Source organism: Corynebacterium sp. HMSC076C10, from assembly GCF_001812455.1.
Classification (GTDB): Bacteria; Actinomycetota; Actinomycetes; order Mycobacteriales; family Mycobacteriaceae; genus Corynebacterium; species Corynebacterium jeikeium_D.
In genome coordinates this window covers 63,427-85,992 of the sequence record NZ_KV809094.1, presented here as the reverse complement: position 1 = coordinate 85,992, position 22,566 = coordinate 63,427, and the positions used below count along the sequence as shown (strand labels likewise).

The 22,566-nt window shown below is 59.8% G+C and carries 16 protein-coding genes; 6 read left to right on the top strand and 10 right to left on the bottom strand.

Annotation, left to right across the window (positions count from 1 at the left end):
• Nucleotides 1-31: 31 nt before the first annotated feature.
• Nucleotides 32-1,948 carry a malto-oligosyltrehalose trehalohydrolase gene (treZ, locus tag HMPREF2857_RS01920; protein WP_070642464.1) on the top strand — a complete coding sequence of 639 codons (1,917 nt, stop codon included), beginning with the start codon at nucleotides 32-34 and terminating at the stop codon, nucleotides 1,946-1,948.
• Here the strand turns inward: treZ and HMPREF2857_RS01915 are convergent.
• The 3 genes from HMPREF2857_RS01915 to dnaE all read right to left on the bottom strand — a co-directional run bounded on the left by HMPREF2857_RS01915 (nucleotide 1,945) and on the right by dnaE (nucleotide 10,641).
• Nucleotides 1,945-5,625, bottom strand: a complete 3,681-nt coding sequence (locus HMPREF2857_RS01915; RefSeq protein ID WP_070642459.1) for a hypothetical protein — start codon at nucleotides 5,623-5,625, stop codon at nucleotides 1,945-1,947. The two genes, treZ and HMPREF2857_RS01915, sit on opposite strands and share 4 nt — an antisense overlap.
• Nucleotides 5,626-5,731: 106 nt before the next feature.
• Nucleotides 5,732-7,027: a threonine ammonia-lyase IlvA gene (gene ilvA / locus HMPREF2857_RS01910; protein WP_049190440.1), complete on the bottom strand. Its 1,296-nt coding sequence runs from the start codon at nucleotides 7,025-7,027 to the stop codon at nucleotides 5,732-5,734.
• 56 nt (nucleotides 7,028-7,083) lie between these two features.
• Nucleotides 7,084-10,641, bottom strand: coding sequence for a DNA polymerase III subunit alpha (gene dnaE / locus HMPREF2857_RS01905; protein WP_016422978.1), 3,558 nt, complete (start codon nucleotides 10,639-10,641; stop codon nucleotides 7,084-7,086).
• A 243-nt stretch (nucleotides 10,642-10,884) separates the two neighbouring features.
• On the opposite strand from dnaE, the gene HMPREF2857_RS11180 reads away from it, so the two are divergent.
• The 3 genes from HMPREF2857_RS11180 (at nucleotide 10,885) to HMPREF2857_RS01895 (ending at nucleotide 13,859) form a co-directional block, all read left to right on the top strand.
• Complete coding sequence (locus tag HMPREF2857_RS11180) at nucleotides 10,885-11,049, top strand: hypothetical protein (RefSeq protein WP_168165019.1); 165 nt, start codon at nucleotides 10,885-10,887, stop codon at nucleotides 11,047-11,049.
• A gap of 96 nt (nucleotides 11,050-11,145) precedes the next feature.
• Nucleotides 11,146-12,435: an alanine racemase gene (locus HMPREF2857_RS01900; RefSeq protein WP_070642455.1), complete on the top strand. Its 1,290-nt coding sequence runs from the start codon at nucleotides 11,146-11,148 to the stop codon at nucleotides 12,433-12,435.
• The gene (locus HMPREF2857_RS01895; protein WP_070642453.1) at nucleotides 12,432-13,859 is read left to right on the top strand and encodes a D-arabinono-1,4-lactone oxidase; all 1,428 of its coding nucleotides are present in this window, start codon (nucleotides 12,432-12,434) and stop codon (nucleotides 13,857-13,859) included. The genes HMPREF2857_RS01900 and HMPREF2857_RS01895 overlap by 4 nt, the downstream gene beginning before the upstream one ends.
• Here HMPREF2857_RS01895 and rarD read toward each other — a convergent pair.
• The 4 genes from rarD to lspA form a co-directional block, all read right to left on the bottom strand.
• A complete protein-coding gene (rarD, locus tag HMPREF2857_RS01890) occupies nucleotides 13,856-14,824 on the bottom strand; it encodes an EamA family transporter RarD (RefSeq protein ID WP_070642450.1) in 969 nt (322 codons plus the stop codon). The genes HMPREF2857_RS01895 and rarD overlap by 4 nt on opposite strands.
• A 123-nt stretch (nucleotides 14,825-14,947) precedes the next feature.
• Nucleotides 14,948-15,673: a hypothetical protein gene (locus HMPREF2857_RS01885; RefSeq protein ID WP_070642448.1), complete on the bottom strand. Its 726-nt coding sequence runs from the start codon at nucleotides 15,671-15,673 to the stop codon at nucleotides 14,948-14,950.
• Entirely contained in the window at nucleotides 15,670-16,581 is a 912-nt protein-coding gene (locus tag HMPREF2857_RS01880; RefSeq protein ID WP_070642563.1) for an RluA family pseudouridine synthase, read from the bottom strand. The genes HMPREF2857_RS01885 and HMPREF2857_RS01880 overlap by 4 nt, the downstream gene beginning before the upstream one ends.
• A gap of 68 nt (nucleotides 16,582-16,649) precedes the next feature.
• Nucleotides 16,650-17,219, bottom strand: coding sequence for a signal peptidase II (gene lspA, locus HMPREF2857_RS01875; protein ID WP_070642445.1), 570 nt, complete (start codon nucleotides 17,217-17,219; stop codon nucleotides 16,650-16,652).
• 90 nt (nucleotides 17,220-17,309) lie between these two features.
• On the opposite strand from lspA, the gene HMPREF2857_RS01870 reads away from it, so the two are divergent.
• Nucleotides 17,310-18,338: a hypothetical protein gene (locus HMPREF2857_RS01870; protein ID WP_246819576.1), complete on the top strand. Its 1,029-nt coding sequence runs from the start codon at nucleotides 17,310-17,312 to the stop codon at nucleotides 18,336-18,338.
• Nucleotides 18,339-18,508: 170 nt separating this feature from the next.
• Here HMPREF2857_RS01870 and HMPREF2857_RS01865 read toward each other — a convergent pair whose 3' ends face one another.
• Complete coding sequence (locus HMPREF2857_RS01865; protein ID WP_246819575.1) at nucleotides 18,509-19,252, bottom strand: WKL family lipoprotein; 744 nt, start codon at nucleotides 19,250-19,252, stop codon at nucleotides 18,509-18,511.
• A 133-nt stretch (nucleotides 19,253-19,385) separates the two neighbouring features.
• Between HMPREF2857_RS01865 and HMPREF2857_RS01860 the strand changes: the two genes are divergently transcribed.
• Entirely contained in the window at nucleotides 19,386-20,363 is a 978-nt protein-coding gene (locus HMPREF2857_RS01860; RefSeq protein WP_049170275.1) for an asparaginase, read from the top strand.
• A gap of 1 nt (nucleotide 20,364) precedes the next feature.
• On the opposite strand, the gene HMPREF2857_RS01855 is transcribed toward HMPREF2857_RS01860, so the two are convergent.
• The gene (locus HMPREF2857_RS01855) at nucleotides 20,365-21,027 is read right to left on the bottom strand and encodes a DapH/DapD/GlmU-related protein (RefSeq protein WP_083310483.1); all 663 of its coding nucleotides are present in this window, start codon (nucleotides 21,025-21,027) and stop codon (nucleotides 20,365-20,367) included.
• 66 nt (nucleotides 21,028-21,093) lie between these two features.
• Nucleotides 21,094-22,560, bottom strand: coding sequence for a DNA polymerase IV (locus HMPREF2857_RS01850; protein ID WP_070642438.1), 1,467 nt, complete (start codon nucleotides 22,558-22,560; stop codon nucleotides 21,094-21,096).
• Between the last annotated feature and the right edge of the window lie 6 nt (nucleotides 22,561-22,566).

Sequence of the window (22,566 nt, the reverse complement as noted above, 5' to 3'; positions counted from 1 at the left end):
TTCCCTGTGCCAATCCGCTGACTGACCTACCATGGTGCCCATGAGCAACTACCGAGTCTGGGCCCCGTACGCTTCCGAAGTTCGTCTGCTGTTGGGCAATCCTGACGCGCCGGCGATTTTTGATATGCATCCCATCGCTGACGCGACCGATGACTACGGCGCCAACTCTGGTTGGTTTGAAGCTGATGTGGCTCGCACACCGGGGGATCGCTACGCCTTTTCGCTGCGGGCACATGCGGGATACGGCGCGCCTGACGACGAATCGGGGGACCACTCCTCCCCCGCTGTCGGTGACTGGACAATACCGCTGCCGGATCCGCGTTCCCAGTCCCAGCCGGATGGTCCGCATGGTTTCTCCGAGGTCGTTGACCTGGGTGCCTATAAGTGGAAGGACTCGGCCTGGTCGGGCCGGATTCTGCCAGGCGGTCTGATTTATGAGCTGCATGTGGGCATCTTCAGCGATTCTGGTGATTTCGAAGGTTTGGTGGAACATCTAGACCACCTGATTGAGCTGGGGGTAACACACATTGAGCTGATGCCAGTGCAGCCTTTCGGCGGTGACCGCAATTGGGGCTATGACGGTGTGTCCTGGCACAGCGTGCACGAGGGCTACGGTGGCCCGCGGGGTCTACAGAAGCTAGTTGATACGTGCCACCGAAAGGGTTTGGCTGTCATCTTGGATGTGGTCTTTAACCACTTTGGCCCAGACGGCAACTATGTGGGGTTTTTCGGTCCCTACACCGCTGGTGGTTCGACGGGTTGGGGTGAGGTTGTCAATCTCACTGGCGACAACTCTGATGAGGTGCGTGCGTATATTTTGGATGCAGTGCGCCAATGGCTGGTGGATTACCACGTCGACGGTCTTCGTCTGGACGCAGTCCATGCCCTGCATGACGAGGGCGCATTCCACATTCTGGAGCAGATGCAGGTTGTCGCAGACACTGTCGCAGCCGAGACTGGTATTCCGCGTTCTTTGATTGCAGAGTCCGACCAGAATGATCCGCGTTTGGTCCGCCCGCGCGCCGCTGGTGGCTTTGGCCTCAACGCTCAGTGGGATGATGACGTCCACCATGCACTGCACACGCTAGTATCTGGCGAGGACCACGCCTACTACTCAGACTTTGGGTCGGTGGAAGCGCTAGCTAGTGCTTTGGAAACTGGCTTCTGGCATACGGGCACAATGTCGACGTTCCGTGGTCGCACTCATGGTCGTCTCTTCGACCTGTCTGTACAGCCCATGCATGCTTTCGTAACGTACACGACCACACATGATCAAACGGGAAACCGCGCTGTCGGTGATCGTCCGTCGATGAACCTCACTCCGGCGCAGCAGGTTCTAAAGGCAGCAGTTATCGCCTGCAGTCCTTTCACCCCGATGCTTTTCCAAGGTGAGGAATGGGGCGCCTCTACCCCGTTTGCTTTCTTCTGTTCCCATGAAGATCCGGAGCTGCAGCGGCTCACGCGCGAGGGACGCCTACGTGAGTTTGCCCGTGCCGGGTGGGATCCGAAGGAGGTATCCGACCCATCGGATCCAGAGACCTTTAACCGCTCGAAGCTCAATTGGCAGGAGGTCTCGGAGGGCTCGCACGCCACTATTCTGGCGGCCTACCGCGATCTCTTCGCGCTGCGGAAGTCACACCCGTCGCTTCGCACTCCGTGGTCGGCATCTGTAGTGACTGAGTATGACGGGGACAATCGTTGCCTCGTCGTTGTGCGCAGCCAGGATGAGCGCGAAATGGGTGCCCGAAACTCGGATGCCTTTGAAACTGTCGCTTTGGTTGCGAATTTCTCCGACGCCGAAACCAGCGTCAGCCTGGATTCCGAGTTCGGTTCCGCCCACCTGCTACACACTTTTGAGGACGCAGCAGCCAGCATCGTCAATGACGAAGCTGCTGGTCCCGAAATCTCGCTTCCAGCGTGGGGCTACGCTGTCGTCTCGCTCAGCTAGTCAGCCGGATTTTCAGCCTCGGTGCCGGACTCTTCCTCATCCGCCGCACCCGACTCGGGTGCTGGCCACGGCAACTCGGTGACATCACCGTGGAGGACGTGAGCCACCAACGCGTCTGCGATGAGAATATCGCTCATCACCAACGTCGGAACCAGGTCCGCCAGCTGAGCCCACATCGGAATCAGCTCACGGACAGCGGCGACACTGGCATCAGAGTTCTCAGCCTGAGTACGAGCCAATACGCGGGCAGCCACTGCAATAAGCAGTGACGTTCCCGGCACCAGAGTCCAGTGCAGCGAAGGATCATCCGCATCGATGCCGTCGAGCTTGTGGAAGCGCACATTGACCGCCTTGCGCAGTCGTGGAGACGCCTTCGATACCGTCTTAAACAACACCCGAGAGGCGGCGGCAAGCTGGGTCATGACACCGGATTCCACAATCTCAGCACGATTGCGTACCACTTCATAGATTGCCGTGAAACGAGCGTCATCGTCGGTCAGCGGGCCCGGGACCATGCGGTAAGGATCAAAGACCTGCGACAGAATAGCGCTGGCCTGTGCTTCCGGCAGCGAGGTAATCTGCACCGAGCTCTGGTCGATAGTAGCGGACTCCAGGGTGGTGTCCTGGCCGCTGGCAGCAATGTCCAGCAGTCCCTGGCCACCAGTTGTGCGCAGGTAATCCAGCTGACGAGAACGGTCCACGCTCTCATCAGTGAGATCCGCTAATGCTGCCAATGCACCGAGCCACGGCACACGGCGACGCCCCGGCACTGGCTTAGTAGCGCTGAAGTCTCCCAGCACGAGTCCGGAGGCGATAAACATACCCGGCTGATCGTCGAGCGCGATGACTGAACGGTTCAACGCTGCCAGTCCGGCGCGTGGTTCGGCACACAAGATCGCACCCAACCTAGGTGCGGCCAGCAGCGGATTCGCCTGCGCCATGTCGGTTGCACGACCAGCGCGCAAGGTCGCCAGTAGCGTCCACAAACGTGCGAGCTGATCCTGATTTAGCTCGCCCCACAGTTCCTGCGCGCGAGCAACGGGATCGGTGTCCTCGCCATCGAGGTCGATAGCCTCTGCATCATCGACATGATTCAGAATGGTCGACCCGGCCGCCGGCCACTGCGGGTGGCGTTCCTTTTCCACACCGAGAGTCACCTGCGCGACGAATGGGCCGAGGCCGCGGAGCTCGTCGGGAAGCTCGCATTCGCCCTCCACGACTTCCAAGGCGACGGGTTCGCGCCACGGCTGACCGGCGGCCCAGAGCCACAGGGTCATCGGCAAGTGCGAAACATCGTCAGCGACATCAACCTCGATGATGTCAGTGGCTTCATCGTTGAAGGCAATCTGGCGGATGGCATCTCGGGAGGAAGCCTCCACCAGTGGTACAGACAGGCGCTTCCGTCCCGTCACACGTGTCCAGTCCAAACTGATGCGCAGAGCCTTCAGTAGGGAGATACGGTCTGCAAACTTGCCGAACTCCGCGTAGCCAGTATCGCCGAAACGCTTGATGGGGACGCGACAGATGTCGCGCTCACCGCTGGAAACTGCAACATGCGCATGGCGCAACTCGCCCGGGGCATTGACGACAATCTTGCCGAAGGCATCGACACGCTTCGGGCGGGTGACCAATGTAGTGGTGCGGCGGGCGACGGATTCGTCGGCAAGCGGAACCTCAAACTGCAGCGTGCCTGGCGTGACCTGCAACTGCAGCCATGCGCCCTCCTCGGTGGAAAGCTCGACGGTACCTGTGACTTCGTCCGCCCCGAGGCGCACGATAGCCGGCTCGGCGTCAAGCGGCTTGTCACCGGAAACAACGCGGATGTCAGCGGGGCTCAGCCCGTCGATGGTTGGGATGCGGAAGCCGTCACCACCACCGCTGTAAGTAATCGTGAGGTCCGCCTGCTCCGCAATGGCGAAGTGCTTCTGGAAGCTGCGGCCACGCGGATTGACCAGACGAACCACGAACTCGCCGACCCACGGATAATCATCATCGGTAAGAATCTCAACCTCGCCACCCGCGGCGGGTACCTCGAGGTCATAGACCATGACGGAATCCGTGGTAAACGCACCATATCCACCAAAATCGGTGACGATAGCACGCCAGGACTCGTCCTTACCGGACAGCGTCGGCGGGAACACAGCGACCGGACCACCGGCGTAAACCGGGGTGCCGTAGGCAGACACCGTGCCGTCGAGACGCGCGTGAGGCATGGTCATTCGCGGTTGACGCTGCGGGGATGCCGACCGAACCTCGCCGGCCGCCCCAGACCGACGAACCTGAACTGCATGAACATCGCGAAGATCGATCTCAGCGACTTGCCACAACTCCCAGTTAAATGGGCGCGGGTCCGATAGCAATGGCACCTCAGCACCCGTGACGGGGTCAACGAGCGTGGCATCAACCGGGTAGACCACCGTAGCGGACGTCGAGTGTAGCGAGACCTTGTCTGTGACTGACTGACCGTCGGCACCGAAAATGAGAATCGGGTCCTCAGTGCTAATCGCGGGGACTCGCCAGTGCTTCTCATCGCCGATTTCCACCAGCACATCGCGCACCGGCTCATCGATGGTCACCACTGGACGCGGCAGCGAATCCTGCAGGCCCACCACCGGCGTCGTTGCTACCGTGCCGCCGAAGGTGACACGCCAGGTCCGTCCCGCCGGATCCAGCGGCGTCGGTAGCTGTACGCCAACGGTCTGCGTCAGCTCATCGAAGTACAGCTGCGGGCGGCCGGTCGTTGCCACCACGCCCACCGCTTCACGACGATTCGCAGTACCCGCCGGACGCATACGCAGCTCTTCACGCGCAGCGGCCACCAGAATAGGCGGCAGCCCCGCATCGAGCTGGCCGAGTTCTTCCCGAGCCTCCCAGTTGGCCGGATCAGCGGCGGTGGCAATGGCATAGCCGAGGGTTGCCTTAAACAACTTGTGCGCCTGACGAGGTGCCGTCCTGGCCAACTGACGCAGCGCCAGCGGGTAGACACCATCTTCCGCCTCTGCGATTTCGGTCAGCAGCTCCTCGAGCAGCGGATGAACCTTCGACAGCGCCTGTACCAAGTCATTTGATGAAGGGTCGGATAGCTCCGATACACCCGCAAGATCCTCACAGCGCTCGATAATCAGTGGCATCACTGATAGCTGCACACCCGCGTGCAGAAGAAGCACCTGCGCTGCCCGCTGCAGCGGATCCGCGTCGGCCTGGCTGCTGTCGACGTCGTTAGGCAAACCAGCATTGGCCAGCATTGTCGGCACTGCGGCGGCGAGGTGCTCGATGAGCGCGCCGGTAGTGTCAGCGTCTGGATCCAGCTGCAGAGCGGCTGGCCAGTCCAGCCACATTTCGCTTGCCGACGCAACACGCGCGGCGCGTCCTACCAGCGAGGCAAGGGTGACCAGCGGGTGATTGTCAACGACACTCTTCGCAGCTTCAATATCGGCAGCAGTACCACCCACCAGATGATGGGCCAGGAGCGTTCCCAGGAAGCGGTCGATACGCTCAACCTCGTCCATCGCCAGCCCTGACCAGACAAACAGTGGCTCAACTTTGGCCTGTGTGGCGGATTCCAGCAGACCCGGAATCCGGGTGGCCAGGTCCTGCTCTGCGGCAGCCAGCCACATTTCGACAATCACGGTATTTTCCACTCGGACACCCTGGTCGACACTGCTTGCCCCAGTCATAGTGGGTGGACGCTCCCCTTCGCTACAAAGCTTGCTCGAAAAGATTCATTTAATTAACGGAGCTGGGAGGACTTCCTCGGAGGTTTCCCAGCTGGACCCAGCAAGTCTAGGTCAAAAAGTCATACTCTGGTGTGCCGGGTACCAGTCGGCGGCACTTCAGCGGCGAGGCATCCATGCGTGCCAGCAATTCCTCGAGGTCAGAGGCACGACGTAGCTCAATACCGACAAGAGCCGCGCCAGTTTCGCGGTTGTTGCGCTTGAGGTACTCGAACTGCGAGATGTCGTCATCCGGGCCGAGAACATCGCTGAGGAACATACGCAGCTGGCCGGGCTTCTGCGGGAAGTTGACCAGGAAGTAGTGCTTGAGGCCGCGGTAGACCAGCGAGCGCTCCATGATCTCGGCATAGCGCAGCACGTCGTTATTACCGCCCGAGATGATGCAGACAACAACCTCGTCCGGTTCAAACTGCATCTGCTCCAGAGCTGCCACAGACAGCGCACCGGCCGGCTCAGCGATGATCCCTTCGTTCTGATAGAGATCCAGCTGCGCCTCACAGACCGCGCCCTCCGGCGCAATCATCGGATGAACGCGGTTGCGGTTGGCCTCCAGGATGTGCCATGGCAGGTCACCGAAACGGGCCACCGCGGCGCCATCGACGAACGGATCGGTGTGCCCCAGCGTAATCGGGCCATTGTTCTCCAGGGCTGCGCGCATGCAGGCCGCACCCGCAGGTTCCACACCCATGACCTGGGTGTTCGGCGACATATCCGACAGGTAAGAGGTGACACCGCTGAGCAGACCACCGCCACCGACCGGTACGCAGATGGTATCCAGAGTCAACCCCTGACCGGAGAGCTGCGCAATAATTTCAGCTGCGACAGTGCCTTGTCCGACGATGGTGTTGAAGGAGTCGAATGGCTCCACCATGGTGGCACCAGTGCGCTGTGCGTCAGCACGCGCCGCAGCAGCGGCCTCATCGAAGGAGTCCCCGACAACGACAATCTCAACGGCATCGCGGCCGTGGTAAGCGATACGGTCGCGCTTCTGCTTCGGCGTGGCATTGGGCACATAGATGCGCCCCTTAATACCCAGCTGGCGGCAGGCATATGCCACGCCTTGAGCGTGGTTTCCTGCAGATGCCGCAACGACGCCTGCTGCTCGCTCTTCGTCGGTAACCTGAACCATGGCGTTGTAGGCACCGCGAATCTTGTACGAGCGCACGTCCTGGAGGTCTTCCCGCTTGAGGAATACCTTAGCGCCGGTGATTTCGGAAAGACGTGGGCTGAACTGCAGCGGAGTGGCCGCAATAACCGAAGAAATTCGTGCCTGCGCAATCTGAATATCGGCCGCGTGGACAAGTCGGCGTTCGGTCTGGGAAGCAGGCACGGAATTCTCACTCATGAGCTATGACTCTACTCGGTCATACAACCGGTTGCGACAATCAGGGCCACGATAAGCTACCCCAAAATGCTGGCCCCAATCGTCGCCTTCAGATCACCAATCAAGCTGGCGTCCCGGTCGACCCGCAAGTGCTCGCCGAGAACCAAAGTGGTGTGGGAATCGCCGTCGACAAGCTTGAGGTAAACGTCGGAGTCGCCTGGGTTGTCCAGCAGTACTGACTTCAGCTTGGCAATCATCTCCGGAGTGCACTGATCAGTGCGCATGGTCAAACGCAGCGGCGCCGAAGTGGAGCCATTACGGCCAAGATCCGGCAGCTTCAGGTCATCACAGACCACACTCATGCGGTCATCGCGGTACTGAACGCGAGCACGAATAAGCACAATGGCGTCTTCAGCAATGCTGGTGGCAATCATCGCGTAGGTCCTCGCAAAAGCCATGACTTCCACGCGCGCGCCGTTGTGGTCCTCAATACCGATAATCGCCCAGGGCTGACCGTTCTTATTCACGCGACGGTCAACGCTAGAGACAATGCCACCAATAGTGATTTCGGTGTTGTTAGCGACTTCCCCACCGACGACCGTGGTCAAAGCGGTATCGGTCTGCGCGGCCAGCGATTCTTCGAACCCATCGAGTGGATGACCGGAGACATAGAGGCCCAGCATTTCTCGTTCCAGGGTCAGCTCGTGCTTGCGATCCCACTTTTCATCCGGCACACGGATTTCAAAGATGCTCTCCGATCCGGTGTCCTCTTCCCCACCGAAGCCCGCAAACAGGTCGAACTGTCCCTTGTCTGCAGCCTTCTTGGTCGACAGCACCGAGTCAATGGCTTCTTCGTGAATGAGCGCAAGGCCCTTTCGTGGGTGCCCCAGCGAGTCGAAAGCGCCGGCCTTAATCAGCGACTCGGTGATGCGCTTGTTACACGGCAGCGTCTCAATCTTGTCCAGATAGTCCGAGAACGACGTGAACTTGCCCTTCTCCTCGCGCGTCTTCACAATCGACGCGACCACATCATGGCCGACGTTGCGGATAGCGCCAAGGCCGAAGCGAATATCCTCACCGACCGGCTCGAAGTCCATACCCGACTCATTGACATCCGGCGGCAGCACCTTAATGCCAAGGTGGCGACAGTCCGACAGATAAATAGCCAGCTTGTTCTTATCATCCGCCACCGAGGTCAACAGCGCCGCCATGTACTCAGCGGTGTAGTTGGCCTTCAGATACGCGGTCCAGTAGGACACCAGGCCGTAGCCCGCCGCGTGAGACTTGTTAAACGCGTACGAGGCGAAGGGCAGAATAATATCCCACAGCTTCTGGACAGCATCCTTAGAGAAACCATTTTCCAACATGCCGCCTTCGAAGTTCACGAACTCCTTGGCCAGCACCTCGGGCTTCTTCTTACCCATGGCCTTACGGAAACCATCTGCTTGGCCCGCGGTGTAATTCGCCAGCTTCTGCGAGATCTTCATGATCTGCTCCTGGTACACGATCAGGCCGTGTGTTTCTTCCAGGATTTCCTTCAGCTGCTCATCCAGTTCCGCGTGGATGGCGTTATAAGGCTTGCGACCATTCTTAATATCCGCGTAGTCAAAGTGCGCGTTCACACCCATCGGCCCCGGACGGTATAGCGCCAGCGATGCCACGATGTCGTCGAAGCCCGTTGGCTGCATGCGCTTGAGCAGCTCACGCATTCCGCCACCATCGAGCTGGAACACGCCGAGGGTGTCACCGCGTGACAGGAGCTCATAGACCTTCGGATCATCGGTCTGAAGGTCATCGAGCAGAACTGTCTCGCCTCGGTTGGACTTGATGTGCTCAATACAGTCACCGATAACCGTCAGGTTTCGAAGACCCAGGAAGTCCATCTTCAACAGACCGATGGCCTCACACGCCGGATAGTCCCAGCCAGTGATGATCGCGCCGTCAGCCTGTCGCTTCCACATCGGGATGTGATCCAAGAGTGGCACCGACGCCATCACCACGGCACAGGCGTGCACGCCGGTCTGCCTAACGACGCCCTCGAGACCACGAGCCGTCTCGTAAATTCGAGCCACATCCGGGTCGGTTTCAATAAGCTGTCGGACCTCGGCGGCCTCGCCGTAGCGTGGGTGCTCCGGGTCGACGATGCCGCTCAGCGGAATGTCCTTAGCCATAATCGCAGGTGGCAGCGCCTTAGTAATGCGGTCTGCAATCTGGTAACCCGGCTGACCGAACTGCACACGCGCCGAGTCCTTCAGAGCCTGCTTGGTCTTCACCGTACCGAAGGTGACCACCTGCGCCACCTTGTCTTCGCCCCAGCGATCGGCGGCGTAGCGAATCATTTCATCGCGGCGGCGGTCATCGAAGTCGATATCGATATCCGGCGCGGACGGGCGCTCTGGGTTCAGGAATCGCTCGAAGAGAAGACCGTGCTCAATCGGGTCGATATTGGTGATCCACGTCGCGTATGCAACCAAAGAACCGGCAGCGGAACCGCGCCCCGGACCGACCTTGATGCCCACCTCACGGGCATGGCGGATCAACTCCGCCACGATAAGGAAGTACGACGGGTAGCCCTTACCGTCAATCACCTCAATTTCGTACTCCGCGCGCCGGATGTACTCCTCCGGTACCTCGCGCCCTTCAAAGCGCTTGCGCAGCCCCTCCATCACGTTGTGATGCAGCCATGTCGTCGGCGTCTCCCCTTCCGGAACGTCCGCCTTCGGCATGCGATCGTGCGGGTGCTCCTCCCACAGCTCGTCGTAGTCCTCGACGCGCTCTGCGATGAGCAGCGTGTTATCGCAGGCACCCGGGACTAGGTGATCCCAGGTCGCGCGCATTTCTTCGGCGGACTTAATAAAGTAGCCGTCACCGTCGAACTTAAAACGGTCCGGGTCATTGAGCGTCTTACCCGTCTGCACACAGAGCATAGCCTCGTGAGCCTTGGCCTGGTCACGGGTGACATAGTGGCAGTCATTCGTAACCAGCGGCGGCAGGTTCAGCTTCCGGCCAATCTCCAGTAGCTCACTGCGCACACGGGTCTCAATATCCAGCCCGTGATCCATCAGCTCAAGGAAGTAGTTTTCCTTGCCGTAGATGTCCTGCCACATCCCGGCGGCCTGCAGAGCCTCGTCGAACTGCCCCAGTCGCAGACGCGTCTGCACATCACCCGACGGGCAACCAGTGGTCGCGATAATGCCCTCGGCGCGTTCTGCCACCAACTCGGCATCCATACGCGGGTACTTACTAATTTGTCCCTCATACGATGCCATCGACGACAGGTAGAACAGGTTCCGCAGACCCTGCGCATTCGCTGCCAACATGGTCTGGTGCAAGTAGGAACCGCGACCCGAGACGTCATCTCGACGCTGATGCGGCTCACCCCACTGAATGCGCTTTTTATTAAAACGACTCTCCGGCGCCATATAGGCCTCAATGCCGATGATTGGCTTGATGCCCTTGGACTTCATCTGCCGATAGAACGCATTCGAGCCAAACATATTGCCGTGGTCGGTGACACCGACCGCAGGCATCCCCTGACGCGCAACTTCATCAGCCAGCAAATCAATCTTCGCCATGCCGTCGAGCATGGAGTACTCGGTGTGATTGTGGAGATGCACGAAGGAGGAGTTAGCCATGAGTCCAGATTGTAGACAATCCCCCGGATTGAACACGATTCCTTCGAACACCCAAAATGAAGCAGCCCCTTATGCCTGCACAGTTATAGCTAAAGACGTGTGCAACATCACTCTTACTTTTCCTTTACTTTTCAAAACCAGTTGACAATACTCGACACCACGGTTCGTGAGGAAGTCCTCATATTTCCTCACGACCATAGAGAAACACACTGCCCTCGACCAAAGAACCAAAGGAGCAATACAGTGTTCGCACCACTTTCCGATGGCCACTTCACCTACTTCCCCAAGCCCGAGCTTGACGAGGTTCTTGCAACCATCGACCGCCGCCCCGTTGCCGCCGGCTATCTCGTCGATGGCGATGTCATCACCTCCGATATGGACGCCGCCCGTTATAGCTGGCTGGTCTAGCTAATAGCCCGCCCTAACACACTCTGCCGGTCAAAATTCTGACTTTCTTTTCAAAATCAAAGACAGTACAGGTTTTCAATGATTACGTTTTAGGGCATGAAACTTTCTCGAGCTTCTGCCCCGGAGTCCTCGGGTACATCCCGCCCGGCTCCGACACCGACGTCTCATTTACCCGAGGCGCTGCCGCCGCAGACGTCCCAGACAGCCCGCCCGCCACTAGCTACCGACACGCTGCTTAACTGCACTTCCCTTCCTGCAGTCGTCGTCGACCTCGCGGCGGTCGAAGCCAATGCCCGCGATATGCTCCGCCGTGCAAACGGGATGCCTATCCGCGTGGCCTCGAAATCGATTCGCATTCCACAGCTTATTTCGCACGCCCTGGCCTTCCCCGGTTTCCAGGGCGTGCTGGCATATTCACTGGCAGAGGCGCTGTACCTATTCCGAGAAGGCATTAGTGACGACATCGTCGTCGCCTACCCAACTCTTGACGCCCGCGCTATCTCAGAGCTTGCCGACGATGATGCAGCGCGTGCCGCCATCTGCGTCATGGTTGACCGTCCCGAGCATCTAGAGGCGCTGGCGTCGTCGGCAAGCGAAAATGCGCCAATCCGCGTGTGTATGGACGTCGACGCATCCTTTCGTCCCCTCCCCGGCGTGCATATCGGTACGCTGCGCTCAAGCCTGTTCTCGCCGAAGCAGGCAGCGGCGTTTGCCAAGCAGATTATTGCCCGTCCGGAGCTGCAGCTGGCGGGAATCATGATGTATGAGGGACACATTGCCGGAGTGGGCGATGCCGGAAACTCCCTGCGTGCGCGCGCAATTCGAGTGATGCAGGCCGTCTCAAAGAAGGAATTGGCAAAGCGCCGCGCGAAGGTTGTCGCTGCAGTCGAGAAAGTGGCGGGGCCGCTGGAGTTTGTCAACGGTGGTGGCACGGGGTCGCTGGAGTCGACGTGCGCCGAGGCCGCAGTCACCGAGGCAGCGGCGGGGTCGGGGTTCCTGGCACCAACCCTCTTCGATAACTATCGTGCATTCAATCTGCGCCCGGCGTCCTGGTTTGTGTTGCCGGCGACGCGACGTCCTAAGAAGGGCGTGGTCACGGTGTCCGGCGGTGGTCGAATTGCCTCTGGGCCGGCGGGAGCTGACCGGCTGCCAACCCCCTGGTACCCCACTGACCTGCGCTACGCGGCAGAGGAAGGCCCAGGTGAGGTGCAGACTCCGCTGCTCGGCAAGACCGCCGACGCAATTTCGCTGGGAGATCCCGTGTGGTTCCGCCACGCCAAGGCCGGCGAAATAGCCGAGCACACACAAGAAGTCATTGCAGTTCGAGATGGCACCATCATCGCCCACTGGCCCACGTACCGAGGAAAGGGATTGATCTTCACATGAGCAATTCACACAACAACGCCCGCTTCACAGTCTCTACAGTTGAGTCCCGAGTACCACGCGTACGTCGGCGTGCGCAGGCGAAAGCCGTCGCCAACTCGCATTGGAGCAATTGGGCGCACACGCAATCGTGCACCCCGTCCTACACTCATCAGCCACACGATGATGAGGGCGTCATCTCGGTAATTAAAGCGGCGAAGACCGAAGGAACTACGGTGCGCCCGCTGGGGGCCGGTCATTCTTTTACTTCCGTGGCCACCACCGATGGGCACCGCATTCAACTCGACCGCTGCTCTGGTCTGGTCGAACTCGACGCCGCCAACCAGACCGCCACGCTGCGTGCCGGCACTCGCCTGCGCGACACTCCAGGTATTCTGCGCCCGCTCGGTTGGGCACTTCCCAACCAGGGCGATGTCGATCCGCAGTCGCTGGCCGGTGCTATCTCTACTGGCACACACGGCACCGGGCTTGGATTCACCGGCTTCGCGGGCACCGTGAAAGGATTCAAGATTGTCACCGCGGATGGCGTCGTCAGGCACTGCCATCCGGACGCTGAGGGAATCGACGGCGAGCTCTACCGCCTCGGCCGGCTGGGACTGGGTGTCTTCGGCGTGCTTACGGAGGTCACGATGTCCGTCGTGCCAGCGTTTGATCTGCACGCCGACGAGCACCGCGAAGAGTTTGATTCCCTGCGCAAGAGTTTCGCCGAGCGCTGCAAAGAAGCTGACCACCTGGAGTTTTTCTGGTTCCCGGGACAGCGCGAGACGCTGGTCAAGCACAATACTCGCATTGAACCGCAGCGCCACCGCCGCCCGAGCCGCAATAGCCTGAAGCAGCGCCTGGGCAGCGCGCGTACGTATCTTAACGACGAAGTCGTCAACAACATGGGACTCTTGGCGTGCTGCGAGATTGCTAAGGCCATTCCCGCTACGACCGATACCATCAACCGGATTGCCACCAACACCGTGCCAGAGCGCAGCTACTCCAATGAGGCGCACAAGGTCTTTGTCTCGCCGCGCCGAGTGCGTTTTTCCGAGATGGAGTACTCAGTCCCGCTCGAGGCTGCTTCCGATGTCCTCGGGGAAATCCGCGACGCGATTGCCCGCAAGAGGATGAAAGTCTCCTTCCCCATCGAGGTGCGCTCCGCGAAAGCCGATGATGTGGCCCTATCCACTGCGTACGGTCGCGACAGTGCCTACATCGCCATCCACCGCTACTGGAAGGAAAACTACCGAGAGTACTTCAACCTCATCGAGCCGATTTTCAAGGCCCACGAAGGTCGCCCGCACTGGGGCAAATTGCACACGCTCCGCGCGGAGGATTTCGCAGAACGCTACCCGCTGTTCGGCGAGGTCCAGGCACTACGGGAAAAGGTCGACCCGCAGGGAATCTTCCTCAACGAGCACCTGCGCGACCTTTTCTGCTAATTATCTGCCGGCTTTACGACGTCCCGGGTAACCGCCCCATCCGCCTGGTCAGCGGCATCGTCGGAAACCGCGGCCGGTTCAACACCGGCCTTGCGGAGTTCCCGGCGAACCCGCCTCTGGCGCCGCATCTTCAGGATGAGATCGCAGATGAACAGCGCGACGGCACCCCAGATGATGAAGAACCCGATCCAGCGCTCCGGTTCGAGCTGCTCGCCCAGCACAGTGACTGCCAGGGTGATTTGGAGAACCGGAGTGAGGTACTGCATCAGACCCAAGGTGGCCAGCGGCAGGCGTTTGGCACCTTCGCCGAAGAGCAGCAACGGAATGGCGGTAGCAACACCGGCGCTCATCATGAGTAGCGTGTGGCCTGTTCCTTCGGAGGTAAACGTGCTCTGCCCGTTGTAGGTCAACCAGAGGATGTAGGCCAGAGCAATCGGTGTAATTACGGCGGACTCGGCCGTCAGCGAAGCTGCGGAGGAAAGCGATACCCGCTTCTTCATTAGTCCGTAAAAACCGAAACTGAACGCCAGCGCCAGCGCACCCAACGGCGGATGTCCCACACCAATTGTGAGAACAATGACCGCAATGGTTGCCAGGATGACACTGCCGAGCTGCAACCGCGAGATGCTTTCACGGAAGAAAATCATCGCCAACAAAACGCTGACCAGCGGGTTGATGAAGTAGCCGAGCGCGGCCTCCGCCACCTGCCCATTGTTGACCAGGTAGACGTACACACCCCAGTTGACGGAGATCAACAGTGCGGCAATAAAAATAGTGCCCCAGGTCTTGGCACTCGCGGCCTTCAGCTCTGGCCATGCGCGCATGAAGCTGAGGGCAATGACCATAAAGACAAGGGTCCAGACGAATCGGTGCGCCAAAATCTCTACGGCCCCTGCTGGTTCCAGCAAGGGGAAATAGAGCGGAAACAGCGCCCACAAAAGGTACGCACCGAATGCCTGAATCACTGTTGACTGACTCCTTTTCGTTCTTGTTGAAACCAACTGCGTACTGGAGGCAGAGTTCTAGCCGCTTCATCCTAGTCGTTTGGACTTGGCCGCTTAGTCCTGGCTTCTATTAGGTCTGGCCGCTTAGTTCTGGCTCAGCCCCGGCGCAAAGAGCGGATCTTTATCCGTGAAGCCGGAACTCAGCACCGGGCGAATACCAAAACGGCCACGCGCCGCATCTGATGGCAGCGCCTCGACAGCTTTCACATCGGGCATTTTCTTGACATCCATCAACGATTCAGCGTCACCATAGACCAGTAAACCGTTGAAGCCGAGCCGTTCGTCGTCAATCGCGACGTCTGCGTAAGCAGCCGCTAACTCCAGCTGATCTTGCAGCAGCTTTTCTTCGCTCGCTGTTTTACTCGGCTGCGGCAAATACCGGGTGCTCACACCGCCGATGATTGCAGTCGATACTCGCAGAGAGGGCTCTTTTTCATAGACCTGTGCCGCTTCTTGCGCATCGAGCAGCCGGTCAAAAGTCACCATTGCCCAGAACTTCGGGTCCTCTACGACTGGCTGGCCGGTCTTTAGCCGGTAGTCCTCTTTCTTCATATTCGCGAGGGACTCATCGGCACGCTCTACGTACTGCTCGGTTGCTTCCCACGGATCCGGACCGAGCGCATCGCCGTTGAGGTTCTGCGGCTTGCTTACCCGATCGGAGGTCGAAGCGACTGCTAACACAATCACCAATACGACAACACAGAAACCAGAGATAAGTGCCATCACTGGCGAAATACTGCCGTCACCAGTGCTTTTCGCACGAGTTTCGCGGCGCGGTGAGTTCTTGGATCCCGATGGAGTCTGTGTCATGTGCCCTGCCTCAAAACTTCCAATGCGTGGTTCAAATCATCTGGGTATGGACATTCGATTTCCATCCAGCGCCCATCTGCCGGATGGTGGAAACCAAGCGAGACCGCGTGAAGCCACTGGCGGTTGAGCCCCAGCCGCTTGGCCAATGCCGGATCGGAACCGTACATGGGATCGCCGCAGCATGGGTGATTCAGCGCAGAGAAGTGCACGCGAATCTGGTGCGTGCGCCCAGTCTCTAGATTCACCTTCAGCAGCGTTGCTGGGGCGAAGGCCTCAAGCGTTTCGTAGTGCGTCACAGCATGCTTGCCATCCTGGCGGACGGCAAAGCGCCAACCCGCCGAAGGATGACGGCCAATCGGCGCATCAATTGTCCCCGACAGCGGATCCGGATGCCCCTGAACCAGAGCGTGATAGGTCTTGGACACCTCACGGTTTTTGAACGCCCGCTTGAGCACGGAGTAGCCCCGTTCGGAGCAGGCGACAACCATCACGCCAGAGGTGCCAACATCGAGGCGATGCACGATGCCTTTTCGCTCGGGCGGACCGGAGGTAGAAATGCGGAAACCAGCAGCCGCCAGTCCGCCGATAACCGTTGGGCCTTCCCAACCGACCGACGGATGTGCGGCCACACCGACAGGCTTGTGAACAGCCACCAAATCGGAGTCGTGGTAGAGCACGTCCATGCCCTCGACGAGTTCTTCTTTGGGAACCAATGGCTTTTCCACCGGCGGTAACAACACAGAGAGGAAAGCGTTTTCTTCCAGTCGGTCGGACTTGCCAACGCTCACGCCATCGACCGTGATGTCCCCAGCCGCTGCCAAATCAGCCACCGCGGTGCGCGAGAGTCCCAGCAATTTAGACACACCGGCGTCTACCCGCATACCGGCCAAGCCCGGTGGAACGGGCATCTGCCGGGTTTCTCGGTCGGGCTGGTGCGCTCCCCCGAGTGCTGCACCGGTATTTACTGCATTGTCGTTCACTGCTGTCCTCCCTCCGCCGACTGCTTCTGATCCTGCTGAGCAGATTTCTTCTCCGCTGCAATCTGATCAGCGAAGAGATCCGGCTCCTTGGAAAAAACCATCCAGATAACGAGGATAATAACGCCCACAGTAATCGCGGAGTCCGCGATATTAAATACGGCAAAACCCTTCACCGACAGGAAATCGACGACGTGGCCGACGTAGAAACCGGGTTCCCGAAACAGCCTATCGATGAGGTTGCCCAGCGCACCACCAGCAATAAGCCCCGCTGCAGTCGCCGATATAGGACTGCGCAGCCAATGGGAAAAGCACATCACAGCCAGGATGTAAACCAGCTGCAACGTGGTAAAAACCCAGGTGGCGTTCGTGCCAAAGGAAAAGGCCGCACCAGGGTTAAAAACGAGCCGCAACTCGAAGAGATTGCCGATCACCTGCACCGCAGGACGGCCATCGAGAGTCTTCAAAGCGATAATCTTGGTCAGCTGATCAATGATCGCAACTGACACAATAACCACAGCGAGAATCCCCCGCCGCGGGAAATATGTCCTCGTTTCCTTCTTAGTCACTGTCCCATAATGGCCTAACAAACCCATATTCAGCCAACTGACACCGCCCGGGTGGTTCCTATCCACCGCGAAACCGGTACGCTAACCGGTGTGACTCGACGTTTCCAATCTCAGTTTGTTCCGGCCTCCTCTGCTTTACGACGTGCAGGAGAATCCGCCTCCTCGTGGTTCCGTCGACCTAGCCGCAGCGACCAGCCTGGTCACACCAAGCATGGCCTGCTGGCGAGGGTCGGCACCGCTGTTGTTGCCGCTACCACTGTGGTGTCATTGGCCGCGTGCTCGTCGGAAAGCTCGGTGGAAACGCAACCCGTGGACGTTGCACAACCCAAGGTCGAATTGACCAGTGCTGGTAGCGGTGAGCTGGCGAGCGTGCGTTGGAAGGATGACGGCGCGGAGCAGGAGTCGACCGTGGCGGTGACGCAGGGCTTCGCGCAGCGTGGCGGAAACGCCGATAGCGACCAGACGTTCCCGGACACCCGCCTGGAAATCCCCCTGACTAGCACCGTTACCAGCGATAACGATACTCGTGTGGTGACGTCAGAGGTGGGTAAGCCACACGGCTCCAACGATGAGCTGAATGAGGATATCGCTACCGCACAGGGCTTTATCTCTGATTGGTCAACAACGGCCACTGGTGAGGTCAAAGAACTCAAGCTGGGAGCGCCGGAGAAGGCGACCGACACTGCTCGAGCTGGTGTGGAGATGGCGCTGCAACAGCTGCATTCCGTACCTATCGTCTTCCCCTCCGAGGACATCGGAAAGGATGCAACCTGGACGGTCGAAAGCGAGGTCGAAGGCCAGACCACGATGACGCAGAAGGTGACCTATACCCTGCTCAGCCGTGCGGGCGACATTGTTAATTTGAAGGTCGATGTCAAGCAGGTGCCGACCGTCACGGAGTTGGACACTGGCGGCGAGGGTGCACTGAAGGTTGTCGAGGCCACGACTGACATGCTTGCCGACCGCGTCACCATCGACCTGACTAAGCCGCTTCCGATGAAGGGCAACATCGACTTTGTGACCTCCGTGACCTACGGCGACGGCAACTCCGATGTGCGCATCACTCAGCAGACGCACCGCGGGCTGGAGTTTAAGGACGGCAGCGGGTCGAAGAAGTAGCCCAGAAGAAATAGCTCTGGCCAGCGCAAGGTTAGAAGACGAGAAAGTGTCTAGGTTTATGTCACTTTTCTTCCCAAAAAATGGGCGGAACTGTCATAAACCTAGACACTTTCTTTTGTCTGCCCAGTGCACCCGACCGGACTAGGCTGTGATACCTGGCCCGACGGCGCCTAAGCCGGTGGAGGCGGAGGAGGCGCGTCCTCCGCCGGAGCCGGAGCCGGGGCCGGCGCAGGAGGCGGGACCTCCTCAGCCGGCGGTTCAGGTGCAGGAGGCGGAACTTCCTCAGCGGGTGGTTCGGGCGCCGGAGCCGGGGCTGGCTCCTCGACCGGTGCTGGGGCCTCCTCGACCGGAGCCTCTTCAACTGGGGCTTCTTCCTCCGGCTCAGGCGGCGGCGGAGGGGTTTCGCCCGGCGCGAGACAGAACCCCGGCTTGTGCTCCGGATCAAGCGTCGACGCCAGGTTGCAGGCCCATTCCTTGCTCAGCATCCAACGGCCATCCCTGTAAATGAAGTCCACCTGATCCACGAGCATCGGATCTTCCTCCGGGCGGAGGATATTGACGCCGGCTACGGCCTGCTTCGTCGTGAAGCCGGGCGTGATCGGATCAATGACATCAAAGCTAATTTCCTGCTCATTGGCACTATTGGTGACAATGTCGAAGAAATCGCCGGCAGTATCTCCGTCCTCGATGGTCAGCGCCTTTTCCTCGATAGGTAAATCGGGGTTAATAAGGCGTGCGAGGACGTCGTTAAGCTCTGCGCGCGTCGGCAGCATGATGACGGGTTCCGCCGAGCTGGATGTCTTCGATTCAGTCGTCGGCGCTGCAGTATTGCCACCACCGCAGGCAGCGAGCCCAAGTGCGCTGACCGAGACCATTGCCGCTACTGTCACACCACGCGCTGTGCGCCAACGCATTCCGCTAACGCGCTGGTTGCAGGGGACTTTCATATGTGCACTACTCCAATAAAATCTGCATGAAGATTCGCTGGCTTCACGCCTTCCATAATCCTACACAAGGCCAAAACAACGCCTGGGTAAGATGGTGGACATGTCGACTCAGGATCATTCCCCGGCTAGCTCGACCTCGTCTAGCACGGCCTCCCCTCGCCGAATCGTTGTCATCACCACCGGCGGCACCATCGCCTGCACCACGGATCGCAGCGGTGCGCTAACCCCGACCATCTCGGGCACGGAGCTCGTCGCAGCGGTCGCGCAGCGTTATCCAGAGGGCATGTTAGAGCTGGAGGTTCGTGAGCTCGGGATGCTGGACTCGTCGAATCTCGCGTTCACCGACGTTGACCGTATTCTCGCCACTATTCACGAAGTGCTTGACGACGACTCCGTGGACGGTGTCGTCGTAACTCATGGCACGGACACGATGGAGGAAACGGCCATGGCTGCCGATATTTTCCATGCTGACTCGCGTCCGGTTGTCTTTACTGGTGCACAACTTCCCTATGATCATCCGGAAACCGACGGACCGGGGAACCTCTTTGAGGCCGTGACCATTGCTTCCGATGCCTCTGCGCAGGGAATTGGCGTTCTTATTGTCTTTGGCCACGCAGTCTTGCCGGTACGAGGTGCGACGAAGTGGCACACAACCGATCCTTTGGCTTTTGCCACTAATGCACCGGAGGAGCCGGTTCGTCCAGATCCGCTGCCTCTGGCGGCTTTGGCGGGCTCGAAGGTAGAGATTATCCCCGCCTACTTGGGTGCAGATGGATCACTGCTGGATTCGGCAGTCGCCGCCGGTGCACGCGGCATTGTCGTAGAGGGCCTGGGGTCGGGCAATGTCTCCGATGAGTTTGCCGCTGCCATTGACCGGGCCATTGCGGCTGATGTGACCGTCGTGATGGCAACGCGCGTTCCGCGCGGTGATGTCCACGCCGCCTACGGCGGTGCCGGTGGCGGTGCGACGCTGGCTCGGCACGGTGTGATTAGCGCTGGTTGCGTGCATGCACCGCAGGCGCGCATCATTCTCGCCGCCGCGCTGGCTGCGAATGTGCATCCGCAGACGCTGTTCTAATTCACGCCTCGATGATGCGGATGATTTTCGCCGGGTTTCCAGCCACAACTACGCCCGCGGGAACGTCCTTAGTCACCACGGCACCCGCGGCGACCACAGAATTGTCGCCGACGTGAACACCGCCCAGGATGATGGCTCCGCCACCGATCCAGGCATTGCGTCCGATGATGATTTCATCTCCAGACTCTAGATAAGCGGCGCGGGCCTCAGCTCCCAGTGGGTGTACTGGTGGAAGCAGCTGTACGTTGGGACCGAGCTGCGCATAGTCGCAGATTGTCACCTTCACCACGTCAAGTGCGGTGAGCCCAAAGTTGATGAAAACGTTGTCGCCGATGTGGATGTTATCGCCGTAGTCCAGGTAAATCGGCGGGCGAACGGTGCTGCTCTCTCCGAAAGACCCCAGTGCCGGTGCTAGCACTTGCTGTGCTGTCTGCTGGTCTTCGCGGAATGCGACCTCAAATTCAGTGGCCACCTGGCCAATTCGCACGTTCAGAGCCTGTGATTCCGGATGGTCCGCGATATACCATTGCCCGTTCAGCATGCGCTGGCGGTTATCCAGACCGTCGTCGGGAAGTGTGGTCGACGGATTCGGATCTCGATCGGTGTTGCGCAACGAGGCGCGGCGAGCTGCCTCGAGCTCTGCAATGCGGGATGCGGTAGTCATAGTGCCCCAGTTTACGGACAGCGCATAAACAGAGCGCTGCGAACGGCATCGAGGCAGGCAACCGCATCAAGCATCCGCGTCGGGGCCGAGTTCGTCTTCGCTTTCCCGTTCAGGTTGCGGCAAGTCGAGAGCTGCTGCTTCGTCGGATGCCAGCCACTCCGGCCAGTCCAAACTGCACACCGCGGAGCACGGACGCAGCTCCGGGTCGTCCTCCTTCAGCGTGATCATGCGCCCGGGGCCACTGGTGCGGCTTTCAAAGCGGACAGTCACAATCCCGTGCCCCGAACCCTGCACCCAACCATGTCCATACTCGCTGTGGTGTACGTCCGAGGTGGGTGCCCACTTGGAGTCGGAAAGCCGAACGGTCGGCAACGCACCGGTTCCAGATAGCTCGACCAGGCCGGCGGGAGCGTCGGAAAGCGCAGGTGCTGGCACTCGATCTTCGACGGTGATAGCGCGGTCGAGCTCAGGAAACAGGACTTCTTGTATGTGCGAATCCAGCCCGGAGAAACCGACGCCCACCAGTCGCACTGGGCCGACCTCCGCGGGCGTGAACGCGATTCGGTGCGCCACTGCCATGAGGGTGTCGAAATCCTGTGTGGCGTAGGCGAGCGTCTCAGATCGGGTATGGATGCTCAGGTCAGACAGACGCACCTTGCAAGTGATGGTGCGGGCACCACGGCCATCTTTTTTGAGCCGTCGAAAAGCGGACTCACCTGCACGATCGACGGCGGCGTGGAGCTGAGCCTGCGACTCCAAATCCTCAGGGTAGGTGTACTCCGCCGATACAGACTTGGCGACGTCGCGCTCCTTAACCGGCCGATCGTCTGTCCCCTGCGCCAGCTGCCACAGCATCACACCGGTTTTGGATGTCAGCGAAACCTCAACATCGCGCTGGGACATGGCGGCAAAATCACCAATCGTCTCCACGCCCAGCGTGTGCAGTTTTGCAGCGGTGACAGGGCCGATGCCCCAGAGCTTCTCTACCGGCAATGGGTGCAGAAGCTCGTGATTGCGTGCGGGGTCCAGCACGTACACGCCATCGGGTTTCGCCAGGCCGGAAGCAATTTTCGCGAACTGCTTGCCCGCGCCCGCGCCTATCGACGAGGCCAAGCCGGTCTCCCGCCGGATATCTGCCCGCAGCTGCTCCGCCCAGGCAATGACCTGCTCCTTCGAGGCTCCCTGAAGCTCTTCGGGTTCCATGAAAGCCTCGTCGACGCTGAGCTGCTCGACCACGGGCACGCGCTCGCGGATTACAGAGAACACGCGGCGCGACACCGGCCCGTAGATGCCCTTGCGCGCACTGACCGTCACTGCGGTCGGTGGCATGAGACGACGTGCGCGAGCCATCGGCATAGCCGAGTGCGCGCCGTACGTGCGGGCCTCATAGGAGGCACCGGCGACCACACCTCGACCGCCCAGTCCGCCGACGAGAACTGGCCGCCCGCGCAGAGTCGGGCGAGTGAGCTGCTCGACCGACGCGAAGAACGCGTCCATGTCGATGTGCAGAACCCACCGCCCGGAAGTCGGCATAGAGAT